This is a genomic window from Roseinatronobacter monicus (assembly GCF_006716865.1).
In the GTDB taxonomy this organism is placed as follows: Bacteria; Pseudomonadota; Alphaproteobacteria; order Rhodobacterales; family Rhodobacteraceae; genus Roseinatronobacter; species Roseinatronobacter monicus.
Genome location: NZ_VFPT01000001.1, coordinates 1342487 through 1360126, shown reverse-complemented (window position 1 = coordinate 1360126; position 17640 = coordinate 1342487). Strand labels below are relative to the sequence as shown.

At 56.6% G+C, this 17640-nt stretch carries 19 protein-coding genes and 1 pseudogene; 10 read left to right on the top strand and 10 right to left on the bottom strand.

All coding sequences use genetic code 11. The annotated features are described in order from the left end of the window. Positions 1 to 13: 13 nt before the first annotated feature. The 8 genes from BD293_RS06365 to BD293_RS06330 all read right to left on the bottom strand — a co-directional run bounded on the left by BD293_RS06365 (position 14) and on the right by BD293_RS06330 (position 8115). Positions 14 to 1309: an NAD(P)/FAD-dependent oxidoreductase gene (locus tag BD293_RS06365; RefSeq protein ID WP_142080360.1), complete on the bottom strand. Its 1296-nt coding sequence runs from the start codon at positions 1307 to 1309 to the stop codon at positions 14 to 16. Beyond that, positions 1306 to 2661: a glutamine synthetase family protein gene (locus BD293_RS06360; protein WP_142080359.1), complete on the bottom strand. Its 1356-nt coding sequence runs from the start codon at positions 2659 to 2661 to the stop codon at positions 1306 to 1308. The genes BD293_RS06365 and BD293_RS06360 overlap by 4 nt, the downstream gene beginning before the upstream one ends. Continuing rightward, on the bottom strand, positions 2658 to 3362 hold the full coding sequence (locus BD293_RS06355; protein WP_142080358.1) for a type 1 glutamine amidotransferase: 705 nt from the start codon (positions 3360 to 3362) through the stop codon (positions 2658 to 2660). The genes BD293_RS06360 and BD293_RS06355 overlap by 4 nt, the downstream gene beginning before the upstream one ends. 84 nt (positions 3363 to 3446) lie before the next feature. Beyond that, complete coding sequence (locus tag BD293_RS06350) at positions 3447 to 4766, bottom strand: glutamine synthetase family protein (RefSeq protein ID WP_142080357.1); 1320 nt, start codon at positions 4764 to 4766, stop codon at positions 3447 to 3449. Between the two features lie 3 nt (positions 4767 to 4769). Continuing rightward, positions 4770 to 5621 (bottom strand): ABC transporter permease, encoded by an 852-nt coding sequence (locus BD293_RS06345; RefSeq protein ID WP_142080356.1) that lies wholly within the window; start codon positions 5619 to 5621, stop codon positions 4770 to 4772. Then, positions 5618 to 6499 (bottom strand): ABC transporter permease, encoded by an 882-nt coding sequence (locus BD293_RS06340; protein ID WP_142080355.1) that lies wholly within the window; start codon positions 6497 to 6499, stop codon positions 5618 to 5620. Before BD293_RS06340 ends, BD293_RS06345 begins: the two co-directional genes overlap by 4 nt. A gap of 68 nt (positions 6500 to 6567) precedes the next feature. After that, complete coding sequence (locus BD293_RS06335) at positions 6568 to 7299, bottom strand: transporter substrate-binding domain-containing protein (protein ID WP_142080354.1); 732 nt, start codon at positions 7297 to 7299, stop codon at positions 6568 to 6570. A 42-nt stretch (positions 7300 to 7341) separates the two neighbouring features. Next, positions 7342 to 8115, bottom strand: coding sequence for an ABC transporter ATP-binding protein (locus BD293_RS06330; protein ID WP_142080353.1), 774 nt, complete (start codon positions 8113 to 8115; stop codon positions 7342 to 7344). Positions 8116 to 8291: 176 nt separating this feature from the next. Here BD293_RS06330 and ettA point away from each other — a divergent pair, with 176 nt between their 5' ends. From ettA to BD293_RS06295, 7 genes and pseudogenes are all read left to right on the top strand, one after another. After that, complete coding sequence (gene ettA / locus BD293_RS06325) at positions 8292 to 9947, top strand: energy-dependent translational throttle protein EttA (protein ID WP_142080352.1); 1656 nt, start codon at positions 8292 to 8294, stop codon at positions 9945 to 9947. 113 nt (positions 9948 to 10060) lie between these two features. After that, positions 10061 to 10573, top strand: coding sequence for a helix-turn-helix domain-containing protein (locus tag BD293_RS06320; protein ID WP_142080351.1), 513 nt, complete (start codon positions 10061 to 10063; stop codon positions 10571 to 10573). A gap of 125 nt (positions 10574 to 10698) precedes the next feature. Further along, positions 10699 to 11076 (top strand): IS66-like element accessory protein TnpA, encoded by a 378-nt coding sequence (tnpA, locus tag BD293_RS06315; protein WP_142080137.1) that lies wholly within the window; start codon positions 10699 to 10701, stop codon positions 11074 to 11076. Next, complete coding sequence (gene tnpB / locus BD293_RS06310; RefSeq protein WP_142080138.1) at positions 11073 to 11420, top strand: IS66 family insertion sequence element accessory protein TnpB; 348 nt, start codon at positions 11073 to 11075, stop codon at positions 11418 to 11420. Before tnpA ends, tnpB begins: the two co-directional genes overlap by 4 nt. A 63-nt stretch (positions 11421 to 11483) precedes the next feature. Further along, positions 11484 to 13097 carry an IS66 family transposase gene (tnpC, locus tag BD293_RS06305; protein WP_142080153.1) on the top strand — a complete coding sequence of 538 codons (1614 nt, stop codon included), beginning with the start codon at positions 11484 to 11486 and terminating at the stop codon, positions 13095 to 13097. A gap of 9 nt (positions 13098 to 13106) precedes the next feature. Continuing rightward, entirely contained in the window at positions 13107 to 13403 is a 297-nt protein-coding gene (locus BD293_RS06300; protein ID WP_142080139.1) for a hypothetical protein, read from the top strand. Between the two features lie 22 nt (positions 13404 to 13425). Next, positions 13426 to 13950 (top strand): annotated as a pseudogene (locus BD293_RS06295) (IS630 family transposase); the annotation flags it as partial. Here the strand turns inward: BD293_RS06295 and BD293_RS06290 are convergent. Then, complete coding sequence (locus BD293_RS06290) at positions 13938 to 14564, bottom strand: Swt1 family HEPN domain-containing protein (protein ID WP_142080349.1); 627 nt, start codon at positions 14562 to 14564, stop codon at positions 13938 to 13940. The pseudogene BD293_RS06295 and the gene BD293_RS06290 overlap by 13 nt on opposite strands. Positions 14565 to 14797: 233 nt before the next feature. Between BD293_RS06290 and BD293_RS06285 the strand changes: the two genes are divergently transcribed. From BD293_RS06285 to BD293_RS06275, 3 genes are all read left to right on the top strand, one after another. After that, positions 14798 to 15334 carry a helix-turn-helix domain-containing protein gene (locus BD293_RS06285; protein ID WP_246086232.1) on the top strand — a complete coding sequence of 179 codons (537 nt, stop codon included), beginning with the start codon at positions 14798 to 14800 and terminating at the stop codon, positions 15332 to 15334. A gap of 79 nt (positions 15335 to 15413) precedes the next feature. Continuing rightward, positions 15414 to 16477 (top strand): IS630 family transposase gene (locus BD293_RS06280; protein ID WP_142079576.1). Its coding sequence is split into 2 segments (ribosomal slippage): positions 15414 to 15899 and positions 15902 to 16477, totalling 1062 coding nucleotides; the frame shifts between segments, so codons are not numbered across the junction. Continuing rightward, positions 16393 to 17238: an ISL3 family transposase gene (locus BD293_RS06275; RefSeq protein ID WP_342781390.1), complete on the top strand. Its 846-nt coding sequence runs from the start codon at positions 16393 to 16395 to the stop codon at positions 17236 to 17238. The genes BD293_RS06280 and BD293_RS06275 overlap by 85 nt, the downstream gene beginning before the upstream one ends. On the opposite strand, the gene BD293_RS06270 is transcribed toward BD293_RS06275, so the two are convergent. Continuing rightward, positions 17200 to 17637 carry a DUF5343 domain-containing protein gene (locus BD293_RS06270; protein WP_142080348.1) on the bottom strand — a complete coding sequence of 146 codons (438 nt, stop codon included), beginning with the start codon at positions 17635 to 17637 and terminating at the stop codon, positions 17200 to 17202. The genes BD293_RS06275 and BD293_RS06270 overlap by 39 nt on opposite strands. Positions 17638 to 17640: the final 3 nt, after the last annotated feature.

The following is a 17640-nucleotide window of genomic DNA, read 5'->3' as shown; positions in this document are numbered from 1 at the left end:
GATGTCTGACAGGCTAAATCCCAAGCCTGTCACGCAAAGCAAACCACGTCATCGCCAACACCAGAACAGGGCTGCGCAACGCGCGACCGCCCGGAAAACTGGGCAGGCGCACGCGGGCCATTGTATCGAACTGTTCCGATTGTCCCGCTATCGCTGCAGCCATGATCTTGCCCGCCATTGTCGCCATCGCCACGCCATGCCCGGAATATCCCGAGGCAGACAGGACATTTGGCGCAAGCCGCATGAAGCAAGGCAACCGCGTCATCGTGATTGCCAGAGTGCCGCCCCAACTGTAGTCAATCCGCGTATCCTTTAACTGCGGAAACACCTCCAGCATCGGCTTGCGGACAGTCTTGACGATATCGGGGAAGCGGTAGCCATAGCTTTCGCCCCCGCCAAACAGCAGCCGCCCATCTTCGGACAAACGGAAATAGTTGATGACAAATTTGCTGTCAGCCACAGCAACATCGCGGCTCAGTACAGTATCTGGCGCAAGGGGTTCGGTCGCAATGATAAAGTTGTTGATCGGCATGACCTTGGCGGCAACTTGCGGCACCAGCCCGCCCATATAGCCATTGGCAGCCAGCAGGACATGATCTGCCTCGACATGGCCGGTTTGTGTGTGCACTTTGACAGTCGCGCCTTGCTGAATATCAACCACGAGCGAGCCTTCGCATATCTGTGCGCCAGCGGCCTGTGCGGCCCGCGCAAGGCCAAAGGCAAAGCGCAACGGGTGCAAATGCCCTGCCCCGCGATCCAGCGTGCCCCCCTGATAGGCCGCCGATTTGACGCTCTGCTGGATCGCGGCGCGGTCCAGCGGTTCGATGTCGTGATAGTCATAGTCCCGCGCCAGTTTCTCGGCATAGGCATGGGCGTGGGGGACGTCGCGCGCGTTCCAATCGGCATGGATAACACCGGGTTTGAACGGGCAATCCATATCATGTCGCGCAATCAGATCACGCACCAGATCGCGCGATTCCAGCCCGATATCCCACAGTTTGCGCGCATCGTCCTGACCAACCATGCCCTCGATCGCGTCCTGCTCAATGCGCTGGCCGGGACTGACCTGTCCGCCATTGCGCCCCGATGCGCCAAAGCCCACGCGGTGCGCCTCCAGCACGATGACGGAATAGCCGCGCTCTGCCAGATGCAACGCAGCCGACAATCCGGTATAGCCCGCGCCAATGATGCACACATCTGCCCGCACCGCCCCTTGCAGCGCAGGGCAAGCCGCAGGCGGCGTGGCCGTTGCCGCATAGTAGCTGGGCGGATATTCCCCCGCGCGGTCATTGGCAAACAACAGGTTCATACGTTCAGCAACAGATGCTCGCGCTCCCACGGGCTGATGACCTGTAGGAATTCGTTATATTCATCGCGTTTGACGGCAGCGTATATCTTGCAAAATTCCGGTCCCAGAATTTCGTGCAAGACGCTCGCACCCTCGAACATATCCACGGCTGCGCCAAGCGTCATGGGCAACTCGTTGTCATCCATATAGGCGTTGGTGCGGCATTCCTCGCGCGGGCCAAGCTGTTCCTTCAGCCCCAGATAGCCACAGGCCAGCGACGCCGCAATGCCAAGGTAAGGGTTACAATCCATGCCGGCCAAACGGTTCTCGACACGGCGCGCCGCAGGCGAGGAAATGGGAATCCGCAACCCTGTTGTGCGGTTGTCATTGCCCCATTCCAGATTGATTGGGGCCGCGAAATCGGGAACATACCGGCGATAGCTGTTCACATAGGGCGCGATCAGCGCCACCGCAGAGGGCAGGTGCCGTTGTAACCCGCCGATGAAATGCATGAACGCATCCGTGCTTTTCCCTTCATCGGTCGAGAACAGGTTGCGCCCGGTGCTCGTGTCCAGAACCGAGTGGTGCATGTGCATCGCGCTGCCCGGCTCGCCCTCGATGGGTTTTGCCATGAAGGTAGCGAACATGTCATGGCGCAGGGCGGCTTCGCGGATCATGCGTTTGAAATAGAACACCTGATCGGCGAGCGTAATCGGGTCGCCATGTGCAAGATTGATCTCGACCTGCCCTGCCCCGCCTTCTTGCAGGATGCCATCAATCTCAAGCCCCATCGCTTCGGCGAAATCATAGATGTCATCAATGACTTTGCCGTATTCATCAACCGCCGACATGGAATAGGCCTGCCGCGCCGCCGCGCGCCTGCCGGTGCGGCCCATCGGCGGGATGATCGGCATGTTCGGGTCCGTGTTCCGGGCAACAAAAAAGAATTCCATTTCGGGGGCAATGATCGGCTGCCAGCCTTCGGCATGATACAACGCCAAGACCCGTTTGAGCACATTGCGGGGCGCGGTCGGAATGGGTGCGCCGTCAGCATCTTCGGCGTCATGGATGATCTGCAAGGTCCAGTCAGCGGTCCAAGGTGCGGCGGTTGCGGTCGAGAAATCGGGGCGCATGATCATGTCAGGTTCCAGATCGGCCCCATCTCGAAACTCAGCCCAACCGCCGGTGATGGTTTGCAAGAAAATCGAGGTGGGCAGATAGTAGGTCGACGCCTCGTCGAATTTGAAGGCTGGCATGGCCTTGCCACGCGCAACGCCAGCCATATCGGCGATGATGCACTCGATCTCGTCCAGTCGCCTGCCGGACAGAAAGTCCTGCGCAGGCTGTGGGATCATATCTTTCCAGGTGCTCATTGGGTCTCCGATCCGGCGGTTGAGGGGGCAAATTGCTTGAAATGTGCGGCGATGCGCTGTGCAACACGATGAGAGTCGCGCGCGCCGCCCTGCCCCGCTTCCGCCTGTCGCAGCAGGGCATCCGGCACGACACCACGCCCCCGCGTGTCAATCAAGCCTTGAATAAACGCGTCGTCATATTCGGGGTGTGGCTGCACGGAATAGCCCTGTGCGCCGTAGGCAAGTGCTGCATGTTCACAAAAGGCATTGCTGCCAAGCGTTTGCGCACCCTCTGGCGGGCGGATGACCTGATCTTGATGCCACGCATTCAGGACAAGCTCTTCGCCCTCCATCTCATAGCTTTGTGCGCCGACGGCCCAGCCGCCGGAAAACTTTTCAACCTTGCCCCCCAAGGCCTGCGCCATGATCTGATGCCCAAAACAAATGCCAACGACAGGCAAACCTGCGGCGAAGGCGGCGCGAATATGCTGCTCCAGTGGTGCGATAAAGGGGTGATCCTCATACACGCCATGCCGCGAGCCGGTGATCAACCAGCCATCGGCCTCGTGCACCGAGGTGGGGAACTGCATCCCCTCGACATGCCATGTCTCGAACGCAAAGCCATGATCTGCGAGCAACACCTCGAACATGGCCGGATAGTCGTCAAACTTCGCACGCAAGACGTCAGGCGCCTGCCCGGTTTGCAAAATTCCGATTTTCATGCCGTCTTCACCCATAATTTGATCAAATCTTACACACCCGCTCTGCCCCGCGCAAGGGTCGGCGTTGATCGCGTGCGGCGGCGTTCAGACCGATTCCAGATACAACTCGCGCACGGCCTGTTCTGACATCTCGCTCAGACCTGCCATTTCCTGACGCTTGGTACGGCACATATTGTCGATCAGCATCGGATCAAAGATGCGCGCCATCACCTTGGAGTGTGCGAATTTGTCCAACGCCTCTGACCACGTTTCGGGGATTTGCGGCAAATCCTGCGCATAGGCATCGCCAGTGACAGGCGCGGGCGGATCGGTTTTATCTTCAATCCCGACCAACATGGCCCCCAACACGGCCGCCATCATCAGATAGGGGTTCACATCGCCGCCCGCGGTGCGGTGTTCCAACCTGCGGGCCTTGGGCGCGCCAAGCGGCACCCGTACCGAGGCCGTGCGGTTTTCATAAGCCCAGCAAACACCTGTCGGCGCGTGGGCGTGCGGGACAAGGCGCTGGTAACTGTTCAGATGCGGCGCGAACAGCAAGGTCGAGTCCGGCAATGCCGCCAGCACACCCCCGATTGCATGATGCAACATGTCGGACCCTTCCGGCCCGCCATTGTCAAACACATTGCGCCCAGACCCATCCAGAAGCGAGGCATGCATATGCAACCCGCTGCCAGACACACCGGCATAGGGTTTGGCCATAAAGCTGGCCGCCATGCCGTGCTGGCGGGCCAACCTGCGCACCAATATCTTGAACAGCCATGTGTCATCCGCCATTTTCATGGGGTCCGGGCCGTGGTCGAGGTTGATTTCAAACTGGCCCGGCCCCGCCTCTGATGTGGCGGTGTCGGCCTCGATGCCCATCGCCTCGCACCCGGCATAGAGCGCATCGAAAAAGGCGTTGAACTCGTCCAGCATCCGCATCGACAAGGTGGCCGCACCCAAAGCGCGCCGCCCCGAAATCGGGCTGGCGGGGGGAAGAAACTCCGGCCCGGAATCGTCGATCAGGTAAAATTCCAGCTCGGTCGCAGTAACAGGGTGCAGATCGCGCGCGTGCAGGCGCTGCACGACACGCGCCAAGGCATGGCGCGGATCGCCCTCGAACGGGCGACCATCCTCATGATACATCCACATTGGCAGCATCGCCGCCTCTGGCCCGATCCAAGGCATGGGCAGCAGGCCGCGCTCGGTCGGGCGCAAAAACCCGTCTGCATCGCCGGTTGCGAAAACCAGCGGGCTGCCATCAATGTCATTGCCCCAGATATCGAGGTTCAGCGCAGAGAGCGGCATTTTCGCCTCACCCCGCATCATCTTGTCAAATTGCACAGCAGGCACGCGTTTGGCGCGCGCCTGTCCATTCAGGTCTGGAATGGCAATGCGGATATTGTTCAAGCCTTCGGGCCTCATGATTCACCGGATATATTGCGGACGAAAGCGGATACGCCGACGGCGTTCTTTGGGCAAATGCCGGTTCAGGCGCATATTGACCAGCCCGTACAGCCCGATAATTGCGAGCGTCAGCAGGACAAAATACCCCGCGACGATGGGATACGCCACAAACGGGTTGAATGTCTGATCCACGAAATACCGGGCGTAATAGAACGCCTCGCCCGCTTGTTGGCGCGCCGGAAAGGCAGACAGGAAAACAAGCGTTGTCGAATGCGTCAAAAAGATTGCTTCATTGGTATAGCTGGGCCAAGCCAGTCGCAGCATGGACGGGAACACCACGCGGCGAAATTTGGTCAAAGGGCCCATGCCGTAAGCATCTGCGGCTTCCAGATCGCCCTTAGGGATAGAGCGCAGCGCGCCGAAGAACAACTCTGCCGAATAGGCAGTCGTGTTCAGCAGCAGTACAATCAACCCGCCCACCTGTGCCGTCGTCAGCGCAGTGGTGTTCACTGTCAGCGTGACAAAACCCAATGGAATATCAATCCCGGAGCGCGGCAACAGCACAAAGGCGGAGTAGAAGAAAAAGAACTGAATGAACAAGGGCGAGCCGCGAAAGACGAAGACAAATGCACTCGCGGGCACGCTGAACAGACGGTTCTCACTGAATTTCGCAACGGCCACCGCTACAGCAAGAAAGAAACCGACAAAGATCGCCAGTGCTGCAAAATAGATATTCCAGATCAGACCGCTGGCGATCAGGAAAAGCTGGTCACACAGCGTAATATCCAGATTGCGCGGCAACAAGCGCTCGCCATAGTCACGCCCCAGCGCGCGCAAAATATAGCCTTCAAAACTCTCGGCGCAGGTTCTCATGTTGCGCCCCTTCGATGACGCTCGCCTGCCGCTGTGGCCTGCCCGCGTGACAGGCGATTGTTCAGCCGTGCAAAGCCCCGCTCTGACGCCCATGTCAGGAACAGGTAAAAGCACAGCAGCGCCAGAAAATACCACATGCGCCAATCGGGGTGTGGATAGGTGTAAAGCGAGGTTTTCTGCCCGCCCAACTCACGCGCCCAATAGACCGCATCCTGCAAGCCCAGCAAAAACAACAGCGGCGTGGCCTTGATCAGGATTTGCCAGATGTTTGACAGGCCCGGAATGGCATAGACCCACATCTGCGGCATGATAATACGGCGAAAAGCCTGCGCGCGGGTCATGCCGTAAGCTTCCGCAGTCTCGATCTGGGCTTTGGGCACGGCTTGCATGGCACCATAGAGCGTGTTGGCGGCAAATGCCCCGAAAACCAGCGCAAATGCGACAACTGCCATCGAAAACGCATAGGCATTGCGCACCCATGCAGGCGCGTTCACGCCCGGAACTTTTGCCTCTCGACAGACAATGAAATCATTGCCTTGCCGGATAGGCTGATCCCAATCGGGGCATTGAATATGGTGAAACACCCATTCGATACCTTGGCCGAGGGCAATGGGCACAAACATGAAAAATACGATATCGGGCACACCGCGCACAATGTTCACATAGCCCTTGCCAAGCCAACTGACCGGCCAGATCCGTGAACGCACGGCCATTGCCCCCACCAGCCCCAAAGCCAGTGCAACCGGGGCCGTTATGGCCAGCAACAGCATGACCATCAGGAAAGAGCGGTAAAACGCGAAATGTGTCGGTGTCGTGAGGTAACACGCGAACCATTGCCATTGCGGCAGCGTTGCAGGGTCAGTGCAAAAGGAAAACATGTGAGAGGCCCGCGCTCGGCGACCAAGGCCCCCGCGTAGGGGGCCTTGGTGCTATGGTGTCAACAGGCTCAGAACTTGGCGATACCGTCGCCAAACCATTCCTCGATCATCGCGTTGATCGACCCGTCTACCTTCATCTCTTCGATGATGTTGGTGAAGGTCTCGCGCAGTTCGTCATCCGACTGGCGGATGCCTGCACCTGTGCCTGCACCGGGGTAGAAGTCATCACCGATGAATTCCAGCTCGCCACCCGAATCGTTCACATAAGGTGCCAGAAACGCCTTATCGGCCAGAACGGCATCTGCCTCGCCGTTGCGCACCGCCGAGATGGTTTCATCCGGTGTGGGGAATTCCAGCCCGTCAGCAGTGCCATCTGCGACGACACCAGCCTGCACCGTGTTGGACTGCACCGCAATCACGCCGTCATCAATGACCGAAACATCTGTTCCCGCCAGACCCATATAGGCCGAAGGGTCCGATGGCAGATAGTTGGTTGTGAAGGAAATCACCTGACTGCGTGCCTCGGTAATGCTCATGCCTGCCATGATGACATCATAATTGCCCGCGACCAGATTGGGGATGATCGTATCCCAATCGTTCAAAACCCATTCACAGGTTAATTCCGCGCGCGCGCAGATTTCATTGCCCAGGTCAATCTCGAACCCGACCACTTCATTCGCATCATTGATGAAGTTCCAGGGGGGATATGCGCCCTCGGTGCCAATGCGGACGACATCCTGTGCCATGGCGCTCGATGCCATGACGGCAAAGGCGGCCAGTGTAAGTGCTGTTTTTTTCATCAGTCTCTCCCGTGTTGTGACGTTTCTTTGAGATTTAACTCCTCAGTCCACCAGTGAGTGGCTGAGAAATTGCTTGAGTCGTGCCGATTGCGGCGACTTGAACAGTGACGCGGGTGGTCCCTGCTCCTCAATCCTTCCATCATGCAAGAAAACGACATGATTGGAAACATCTGCCGCAAGGCGCATGTCATGGGTTACGATCAGCATGGTGCGCCCCTCAATCGCCAAAGCCTTGATGACGCGGATAACTTCCTGCTCCAACTCGGGGTCGAGGGCGGATGTCGGCTCGTCGAACAGCAGCGCCTCCGGCTCCATGCACAGGGCGCGGGCGATGGCGGCGCGCTGTTGCTGGCCACCCGACATCTGCGCCGGATAGACATCGGCCTTGTCCCCGATACCCACCTTGTCCAGCAGTGCACGTGCGCGCGCCTCGACCTCGGCGCGGTCTTGTTTCAGCACATGCACAGGCGCTTCCATGACATTTTGCAAAACACTCAGATGCGCCCAGAGGTTGAAGCTTTGGAACACCATCGACAGGTTGGTGCGAATGCGTGTGACTTGTGCGCGGTCAGCGGGCTGGCGGTTCAGGCCCTTGCCTTTCCAGTGCACCGGCTCGCCATTGAACAGGATCTCGCCTTGCTGGCTGTCTTCGAGCAAGTTGCAGCAGCGCAGCAGCGTCGATTTGCCCGACCCGGACGACCCGATCAACGAAATCACATCCCCCTTTTGCGCGTTGATGCTGACGCCTTTCAGCACTTCCAACGTGCCATAGGACTTGTGCAGATCCCGTATCTCGATGACTGGCAGCGCTGGCATGGCGATCCTTTTTGATCAAGTTGCAATCATTAGCACCGACTGAAACCCGTTTGACAAGCCTTGGCGTGTACAAAAGCGATATTTCCGTAAGGGAACCTGACAACTGCGCAAGCCTTGCGCGATACCGCTACCCCTTGTAGGGAACACAAAACCCAATTCGCAGCGGAGAAGCAACCATGGCGTCCTATCAATATGTCTACCACATGGATGGTGTGTCCAAGACCTATCCCGGCGGCAAGAAATGCTTTGAGAATATCCGCCTGAGCTTTCTGCCCGGTGTCAAAATCGGCGTGGTCGGCGTCAACGGTGCGGGCAAATCGACGCTTTTGCGCATCATGGCAGGCACGGACAAGGATTTCACCGGCGAGGCATGGGCCGCAAAGGGCGCGAAAGTGGGGTATCTGCCGCAAGAACCGCATCTTGACGAAACTCTTGATGTGCGCGGCAATGTCATGCTGGGCGTGGCCGAGAAGCAGGCCAAGCTGGACCGCTACAATGAACTGGCCATGAACTACTCGGACGAGACGGCCGATGAAATGTCCGCGCTACAAGACCAGATCGACGCAGAGAATCTGTGGGATCTGGACAGCCAGATTGATGTCGCTATGGAAGCGCTGCGCTGCCCACCGGATACCGCCTCGGTCGAAACCCTGTCGGGGGGCGAGAAACGCCGCGTGGCCCTGTGCAAGCTGCTGCTAGAAGCGCCCGACATGCTGCTGCTGGACGAACCGACCAACCATCTGGACGCCGAAACCATCGCTTGGCTGCAAAAGCACCTCATTGAGTATAAGGGCACGATCCTGATCGTCACCCATGACCGCTATTTCCTTGATGACATCACAAGCTGGATTCTGGAGTTGGACCGGGGCCGCGGCATCCCATACGAGGGCAACTATTCCGCATGGCTCGAACAAAAGGCCAAGCGTCTGGCCCAGGAATCGCGCGAAGACAAGGCCCGCCAGAAATCGCTGGAGCGTGAATTGGAATGGATCAGGGCCGGTGCGAAAGCGCGGCAGACCAAATCCAAGGCCCGCATTCAGGCTTATGAGGAGAAGGCCGGGCAATCCGAGCGGGAAAAGGTGGGCCGCGCCCAGATCATCATTCCCAACGGCCCGCGTCTGGGGGCCAAGGTGATCGAGGTCGAGAACCTGCGCAAAGGCTATGGCGACCAGTTGCTGATCGAAGACCTGAGCTTCGCCCTGCCCCCCGGCGGGATTGTCGGCGTGATCGGCCCCAATGGGGCAGGCAAATCGACCCTGTTTCGGATGCTGACAGGGCAGGAACAGCCCGATGCAGGCACGGTGGAATTTGGCGACACTGTGAAACTCTCTTACGTCGACCAGTCGCGCGATGCGCTGGATGCAAAGAAAACCGTGTGGGAAGAAATCTCGGACGGGCTGGATGTGATCGTGCTGGGCGATGCGGAAGTGAACAGCCGCGTCTATGTGGGCGCGTTCAACTTCAAGGGCGGCGACCAGCAAAAGAAAGTGGGCCTGCTGTCGGGGGGCGAACGCAACCGCGTGCATATGGCCAAACTGCTGCGCGCAGGCGGCAATGTGCTGCTGCTCGATGAACCGACCAACGATCTGGACGTGGAAACATTGCAGGCGCTGGAAGCGGCATTGGAAGATTTCGCAGGCTGCGCAGTGATCATCTCGCACGACCGCTTCTTCCTCGACCGGCTGTGCACGCATATTCTTGCCTTTGAAGGCGAGGCGCATGTAGAGTGGTTCGAGGGCAATTTTGCGGCCTATGAGGACGATAAGAAGCGGCGTTTGGGGCCGGATGCTTTGGAGCCGAAGCGGGTGAAGTATAAGAAATTTACGAGGTAGCATGTTAACTTATACCAAGTCTCGCGAAATCTGACTCTTCTGAGGGTTTTGGGATTCCCAAATCTATGAAGATCTGACTCAATGGCGTCAGATTTTCTGGGGAGGGCCTCTCTATGGGCGCAGCGCTCGCGTTACGGACAGACTACGACGGCATGAAGTTGAGAGAACTTGCGCGAAAGACAAAGGATGCCAACCAAGCCCGCAGGCTTTTGGCGCTGGCGGAGATCTATGATGGCGGTCGGCGCAGCGATGCTGCTCGGATTGGTGGTGTTGGCCTACAAATTGTCCGTGACTGGGTGGAGCGGTTTAATGCCCGCGGGCCTGACGGCTTGATCAACGGCAAAGCTCCTGGTCAGCAGTCTAAGCTTAACGATGAGCAGCGCAGGGCGCTTGCTGCAATTGTTGAGAGCGGTCCGACCTTATCGGTCCATGGGGTCGTCCGCTGGCGCCTGAGTGATCTGAGGAAATGGATTGCAGACACATTTGGGATTTCACTTCACGAGACGTCGATAAGCCGGGAACTCAGGGCGCTTGGTTATGTCAAACTCACAGCACGCCCGCGCCATCACGCGCAAGATACAGCCGCACTGGAGGACTTTAAAAAAAAGGGTTTGCAGCCGCAGTAGCAAAGCTCCGCGCACGGCTCCTGCAAGGTAACCACCCGATTTGAACCGCCTGCTTCTGGGCGCTTCGCGATGTTATGAGATGTCTTTAACGACGTCGTTAACGACGTCCCTTATTGGAGGCATTGATGCGCGGAGAAATACTTGGGGCTGAACGGCGGCGACGTTGGAGTGATGAGGAGAAGGTGGCAATCGTACGGTCAGTTGGAGTCGGTGGGGCGACAGTGACCCAGATTGCCCAGCGTCATGATGTGACGCGGCAGCAGATCTATAGCTGGCGATACGATCTGAAGAGGAAGGGCCTTTTGCCATACGACCCTGAAACGGTGTTTTTGCCGGTCGAGTTTTTGGAAATGGACCCTGAGGCATCGAGACCTTGTGCGGTTAGTGATGAGCAAGACGGGCGGGTTGAGGTTGTTCTGCGCAATGGCCGGAGTTTGCGCATTGATACAGATGTCGATGCGTCTGCCTTGACCCGGCTGATAAAGGCGGTGGAAGCGGCATGATTGGTCCGGGCACTGGGGTTAGGGTCTATCTGGCTTGCGGCTACACTGATATGCGTAAGGGGATTGCCGGCCTGTCGGCGATTGCACAGGATGTGCTACGCCAGCGCCCTGCGAGCGGCGCAGTCTTTGCATTCCGTGGGCGTCGGGGAGATAGGATAAAGCTGCTGTTTTGGGACGGACAGGGATTTTGTCTGTATTATAAAGTTCTCTCGAAGGGGCGTTTCCCATGGCCTTCGGCCTCTGACGGAAGCGCGCGTTTGACCTCTGCGCAGCTGGCCATGCTGTGGGAAGGAATGGAGTGGCGAAGGCCGGATTGGGGCGCGCCGCCAGCCCGTGTCGGATGATTTATCTTGCTGTAATTGCTTGTTTTTAGTGGATATAAGGCTTGGGATATGGTATAAATTTCCATGTCCCAAGCAGCGATTTCTCTCCCCAACGATCCGGCCGCTCTGAAGGTGATGATCACCTCTTTGCAGGCAGAGAACCAGAAAATCCTGGCCACCTTGCGCGCGCATGACTTGCTCGTTCAAGCCCTGCGCATCCGGATTGCCAAACTGAAGAAACAGAAGTTCGGTTCCAGCTCGGAAAAGATCGAGCGTGAGATCGAACAATTGGAACTCGCGCTGGAAGACCTGAATGTCGCTGTTGCCGAGGCACAAGACACGTCGCCAGATGAGAGTGAGGACGCTGACACGGACGCAGACGCGCGTAATACCACAGCAGATGCGCCAGAAAAGAAGCAACGCCGTCGTCCTAAAGTGTCGCCTGATACCCCCCGCGAACGCCGTGAGCTTGATCCTGGTGACACATGCCCCGACTGCGGTGGCAATCTGCGGGTGGTAGGTGAGGATGTCAGCGAGTTGCTTGATATGATCGCAGCGCAGATGAAAATCATCGAAATCGCGCGCATCAAGAAATCTTGCCGGTGCTGCGAGAAGATCGTTCAGCCACCCGCCCCCAGCAGACCAATCCCGCGCAGCATGGCGGGCCCAAACCTGTTGGCATTCATCCTGGTCTCGAAATACGATGATCAGCTGACTTTGTATCGCCTCAATGAAATCTTCGCCCGGATGGGAGCAGATATTTCCGATACAACGATGGCCGACTGGTGCGGCGGGGCAATGAAAGCACTGGCGCCACTGATCAAGATGATCGAGGACGCAATCATGGCCAGCGATCTGCTACATGCAGATGATACACCTATCCGGGTCCTTGATCGAAGTCGACGAGACAGAGGGCTTGGAAAAGGTGTGAAAAAAGGCCGCCTGTGGGCCTATGTTCGCGACCAGCGCCCTTGGGCGGGAGGAGCCCCGCCGGGGGCTGTCTACCAGTTCGCCCCTGACTGGAAAGAAGAGCATGTCCTGACCCACCTCGCCAAATCCAGCGGCATTTTGCAGGCCGATGGCTACAAAGGGTATACCAAGCTCTATGCTCCTGATCTCAACGGCAAGAGCCAGTTCCGAGAGGCTGCATGTTGGGCCCACCTGAGGCGCGACTTCCATGATGTTTGGATTGTGACGAAATCTGAAATCGCGCGCGAAGCGCTCGACCGGATCGGCGCGCTTTATGATATCGAGCGCCAGATCAACGGTCAGCCCGCAGACATACGCAAAGCAGTGCGCCAGGAAAAAACCAAACCCAAGGTCGAGGCCTTCCGGGTCTGGGCAGAGCAGCAATTAACACGCATCCCCGGCAAAAGCGATCTGGCCAAAGCGTTCCGGTATGGGCTGAGCCGCTGGAAGGCACTTACGCTGTTTCTCGATGACGGGCGCGTGGCCATCGATAACAATGCTGCTGAGCGGGCGCTCAGGCCGATCGGAGTCGGGAGACGGAACTGGTTATTCGCAGGCTCAGATGCTGGGGGCGAAACTCTTGCGCGTGCCATGACCATTATCGAGTCAGCAAAGATGAGCGGTCTTGATCCACAAGCCTATCTGGCAGATGTTCTGGATCGCATCCATGATCATATGAACCCCCGCCTTGGGGAACTGCTGCCCTGGAACTGGAAGCCAAAAACCTGAAGCCGCAGGATGACCACCGTGACTAATCTCTGCACCCTCGAATATGTCGCGGAAATGCTCGGCGAGGACCTCGAGATGTTGGAGGCTGTCATTTGGAATGATGACAACCTCAGTTATGGTGCGATCGTCAGCGTCCACACTGGAGCGGACGAATCCATCACGACCTTAACCGACGATGGTATCGAAGAGCTCAAAGACATGCTCAGCGATGCGCGCATATCACAGGATACATGGCATGCATTCCTCGAAGACTTCGTCGATGACCCCGAAATAATCGCACGCGTCAAGGATAAATGGCCGCGGTAGAAATCGGGCGGTTACCCTGCAAGGCACTGTGATCGAAGTCTGGTTCCAAGATGAAGCGCGTGTCGGCCAGAAAAACAAGATCACGCGCCGATGGGCGAAGCGCGGTACGCGACCTTCCGCCCCACATGATCAGCGCACGAGTTCAAGCTACATCTTTGGAGCGATTTGCCCAGCCCTCGGGAAAGCTGCAGGTCTTGTGCTGCCAGCGTGCAATACCGAAGCGATGGCCCTGCATCTTGCTGAAATCTCCCAAACTGTCGCACCCAAAGCACATGGGGCTGTGCTCGTGGATCAAGCCGCATGGCACATGACTGACAAGCTGGTCATTCCGGACAACATCACCATCATCCCGATCCCCGCAAAATGCCCAGAACTCAATCCAGTCGAAAACATCTGGCAATTCATGCGAGACAACTGGCTATCAAACCTCATCTTCGAAACCTATGAAGACATCGTAGATCATTGCTGCACGGCTTGGAACAAATTGGTCAGCATGCCCGACACAATCACCTCCATTGGAACCCGCGACTGGGCTCAAGAGTTCTGATCAATGCTGATTGGTATTAGTAATCGAAACCAATCTCGAACAGCTTGCTCAAGGCGACCTCGCTCGTCAGGGGCGAGCATACTGCAATGCGCGATTGGCCCACGAAGTAGATTGAGTTGATTCAACACCCGGCCTACCGCTGGCTTTGAGTCAAACACTGGCTCAAATAAATCAAAATTATCCGTTATCAGCTGTGATAATTGACCGAAGGTGGTGTAATCAAGTGGATCGTCTGATCTCGATGTGATGGCGGAGTCTCGTTCGCGAGTTCGATTTCTCTTTACTTCTTCCCGAATGCCAACCGCAACATTCGCGCGATCCCACCATGCTAAGCCATATATTGAAACAAAGGTATCCCTTATTAGACGTCTAATAGACATTTCAAGACAATAAAAAATTGCATTGAAGACTTCAATGTCTGTTGTCTCGGGCAGGTTGAGGTTAATTTTATATCCAATATTCAATTTAGATACTGAGTCGCCAATTCTATTTTTTATTTCCGGCAGTGGAGCGTTAGCAGTTTCTTCACTGTCTGTTCCATAATCGGCTCTAGTGTTTTTGATCAATCTAGTCTCATCAGCTTCGAAGTCTGCAAGCGAAAGCAGGTTTCGCATAGTATTAACTATAAGGGTGAGTGGACGAGCGTTTGAGGGTCCCTTCGCGATTTGTGTGGGTTGCTGGTGGGCGGCGGATTGAATCTTCTACCAGATATTGTGGTCACAACATAAGGCGCGTCTGTCGCGGAGACCTCAAATATCGCAGCGTCAGACGCGCCGAGCCTGTTGAGCTGCGGCAGTTTTTTTGGATAGGGTGAAGCTTCCTGAAACCAGCGGATGAGGAGGTATTCATGGGTCCCGAGACAAGTTTGTTCACGACAGCTCTTGGCCTGCAGGCTCCGTGGAGTGTCACGGACGTACGTTTTGACGCCAAACTCAAAGAGATCCACTTTGACGTCCGCTTCAAGGCGGGAAGTCGATTTGCTTGTCCCTCCTGTGGCGCGCCCGATCAGCCCGTCCATGACACGCGATCCAGGATCTGGGAACACCTGCGTTTTTTCGAGCACAAGGCTTTCATCCATGCCGATGTGCCACGTGTTGCTTGCAGCCAATGTAGCAAGACCGGACAGGTTCCGGTCCCCTGGGCGCGCAGTGGCAGCGGTTTCAGTCAGTTGTTTGAAGCCTTTGTGATTGCGCTGGTGCGACAGATGCCGGTGAAGGCTGTTGCTGATATGCTTGATGTTGGTGACGATCGCCTCTGGCGGGTTCTTGACCATTACGTGTCGTCAGCGCGAGATCGCGAAGACTTCAGCGCCGTGACCGCCCTTGGGATTGACGAGACAGCTGCGCGCCGCGGGCATAATTATACCAAGTCTCGCGAAATCTGACTCTTCTGAGGGTTTTGGGATTCCCAAATCTATGAAGATCTGACTCAATGGCGTCAGATTTTCTGGGGAGGGCCTCTCTATGGGCGCAGCGCTCGCGTTACGGACAGACTACGACGGCATGAAGTTGAGAGAACTTGCGCGAAAGACAAAGGATGCCAACCAAGCCCGCAGGCTTTTGGCGCTGGCGGAGATCTATGATGGCGGTCGGCGCAGCGATGCTGCTCGGATTGGTGGTGTTGGCCTACAAATTGTCCGTGACTGGGTGGAGCGGTTTAATGCCCGCGGGCCTGACGGCTTGATCAACGGCAAAGCTCCTGGTCAGCAGTCTAAGCTTAACGATGAGCAGCGCAGGGCGCTTGCTGCAATTGTTGAGAGCGGTCCGACCTTATCGGTCCATGGGGTCGTCCGCTGGCGCCTGAGTGATCTGAGGAAATGGATTGCAGACACATTTGGGATTTCACTTCACGAGACGTCGATAAGCCGGGAACTCAGGGCGCTTGGTTATGTCAAACTCACAGCACGCCCGCGCCATCACGCGCAAGATACAGCCGCACTGGAGGACTTTAAAAAAAAGGGTTTGCAGCCGCAGTAGCAAAGCTCCGCGCACGGCTCCTGCAAGGCACTGTGATCGAAGTCTGGTTCCAAGATGAAGCGCGTGTCGGCCAGAAAAACAAGATCACGCGCCGATGGGCGAAGCGCGGTACGCGACCTTCCGCCCCACATGATCAGCGCACGAGTTCAAGCTACATCTTTGGAGCGATTTGCCCAGCCCTCGGGAAAGCTGCAGGTCTTGTGCTGCCAGCGTGCAATACCGAAGCGATGGCCCTGCATCTTGCTGAAATCTCCCAAACTGTCGCACCCAAAGCACATGGGGCTGTGCTCGTGGATCAAGCCGCATGGCACATGACTGACAAGCTGGTCATTCCGGACAACATCACCATCATCCCGATCCCCGCAAAATGCCCAGAACTCAATCCAGTCGAAAACATCTGGCAATTCATGCGAGACAACTGGCTATCAAACCTCATCTTCGAAACCTATGAAGACATCGTAGATCATTGCTGCAAGGCTTGGAACAAATTGGTCAGCATGCCCGACACAATCACCTCCATTGGAACCCGCGACTGGGCTCAAGAGTTCTGATCAATGCTGATTGGTATTACATCACCCTATTTCACGACCTTCTGGCCGGCAGGCTTCTCTTTGCCTGTGAAGGACGTGATGCAAAGACTGTGGCGGCTTTCGGTGAAGATCTGCGCGCCCATGGCGGTGATCCCGATGCCATCTCCGCTGCCTGTATCGATATGAGTAGGGCCTACATTTCTGGCGTCGCAAAGCATCTGCCGAACGCGGATGTTACCTTCGACCCATTCCATGTCATCCAACTGGCCAATGTGGCGCTTGAAGAGGTTCGCCGCGCCGAAGTACGCAGCAGACCTGAGTTGAAACACAGCCGCTGGATGTGGCTCAAGGACAAGAAGAGATGGACGAAGCGGCAGATCACACAGCATCATGATCTATCTCGGATGCACCTGAAAACAGGACGCGCGTTTCGCTTGAAAGAGGCTTTGCGCGACATCTTTGCTGAAGCCGAGTCCAAGGCAGAGGCCGAAGAACGGCTTACCGCCTGGTTTCAATGGGCGCGCCGCAGCAGGCTGCCAGCATTCAAGAAACTCGCTCTGACACTCAAGGCGCACTGGGATGGTATACTTAACGGTTTTGACAGCGATCTGAGCAACGGCGCTGTCGAAGCCATCAACGGCCTCATTCAGGCCGCAAAGGCTCGGGCGCGCGGGTATCGCAAAACCCGCAACCTCATCAACATGTCATACCTCATCGCAGGCAATCTCACCCACTTACCAGCGTCACCCTACCGCACAACATCTTGTGCCACAGGCAAATGAACGGAAACCAAGCCACCCACACAAACCGCGAAATAGCCCGTTTGAGTCTAGGCCGGTGTGTCTAATAACGAGATCTTTAATTTCAGAATCATCGCAATCATGTAAGTATTCATTGTATTCATACAGAGGTCCGTACGCAACTCTGAAAGCCTGTGCAGCCGCCCAACCTCCTTTGTCACTGGTCCGATAAGCTCTATAAAGTTCAGTGGGGGTGCCATCGGATTCGGCAAAACCAATTCTTTTGAGAAAGCTGGTTATCTGATCTCCAGAACTACCAGTAATACCAAGTTTAGTTTTAACGAAATCCTGTGAGACGCGCGGTGGTGTTGCTACAACTTTAATTTTAGACAATGCTTTAGAGACGTTTCCAGGGGATGCTAAATAGGGAACTTTGCTCATCGA

What these genes read in the sequence shown, in the direction of transcription:
- BD293_RS06350 (WP_142080357.1), bottom strand. Translation starts at nt 4,766, where the DNA reads ATGAGGCCCGAAGGCTTGAACAATATCCGCATTGCCATTCCAGACCTG.
- BD293_RS06360 (WP_142080359.1), bottom strand. Translation starts at nt 2,661, where the DNA reads ATGAGCACCTGGAAAGATATGATCCCACAGCCTGCGCAGGACTTTCTG.
- BD293_RS06345 (WP_142080356.1), bottom strand. Translation starts at nt 5,621, where the DNA reads ATGAGAACCTGCGCCGAGAGTTTTGAAGGCTATATTTTGCGCGCGCTG.
- BD293_RS06320 (WP_142080351.1), top strand. Translation starts at nt 10,061, where the DNA reads ATGGGCGCAGCGCTCGCGTTACGGACAGACTACGACGGCATGAAGTTG.
- BD293_RS06355 (WP_142080358.1), bottom strand. Translation starts at nt 3,362, where the DNA reads ATGAAAATCGGAATTTTGCAAACCGGGCAGGCGCCTGACGTCTTGCGT.
- BD293_RS06340 (WP_142080355.1), bottom strand. Translation starts at nt 6,499, where the DNA reads ATGTTTTCCTTTTGCACTGACCCTGCAACGCTGCCGCAATGGCAATGG.
- BD293_RS06365 (WP_142080360.1), bottom strand. Translation starts at nt 1,309, where the DNA reads ATGAACCTGTTGTTTGCCAATGACCGCGCGGGGGAATATCCGCCCAGC.
- BD293_RS06330 (WP_142080353.1), bottom strand. Translation starts at nt 8,115, where the DNA reads ATGCCAGCGCTGCCAGTCATCGAGATACGGGATCTGCACAAGTCCTAT.
- BD293_RS06285 (WP_246086232.1), top strand. Translation starts at nt 14,798, where the DNA reads ATGGGTCCCGAGACAAGTTTGTTCACGACAGCTCTTGGCCTGCAGGCT.
- BD293_RS06300 (WP_142080139.1), top strand. Translation starts at nt 13,107, where the DNA reads ATGACCACCGTGACTAATCTCTGCACCCTCGAATATGTCGCGGAAATG.
- BD293_RS06270 (WP_142080348.1), bottom strand. Translation starts at nt 17,637, where the DNA reads ATGAGCAAAGTTCCCTATTTAGCATCCCCTGGAAACGTCTCTAAAGCA.
- ettA (WP_142080352.1), top strand. Translation starts at nt 8,292, where the DNA reads ATGGCGTCCTATCAATATGTCTACCACATGGATGGTGTGTCCAAGACC.
- BD293_RS06335 (WP_142080354.1), bottom strand. Translation starts at nt 7,299, where the DNA reads ATGAAAAAAACAGCACTTACACTGGCCGCCTTTGCCGTCATGGCATCG.
- tnpA (WP_142080137.1), top strand. Translation starts at nt 10,699, where the DNA reads ATGCGCGGAGAAATACTTGGGGCTGAACGGCGGCGACGTTGGAGTGAT.
- tnpC (WP_142080153.1), top strand. Translation starts at nt 11,484, where the DNA reads ATGTCCCAAGCAGCGATTTCTCTCCCCAACGATCCGGCCGCTCTGAAG.
- BD293_RS06290 (WP_142080349.1), bottom strand. Translation starts at nt 14,564, where the DNA reads ATGCGAAACCTGCTTTCGCTTGCAGACTTCGAAGCTGATGAGACTAGA.
- tnpB (WP_142080138.1), top strand. Translation starts at nt 11,073, where the DNA reads ATGATTGGTCCGGGCACTGGGGTTAGGGTCTATCTGGCTTGCGGCTAC.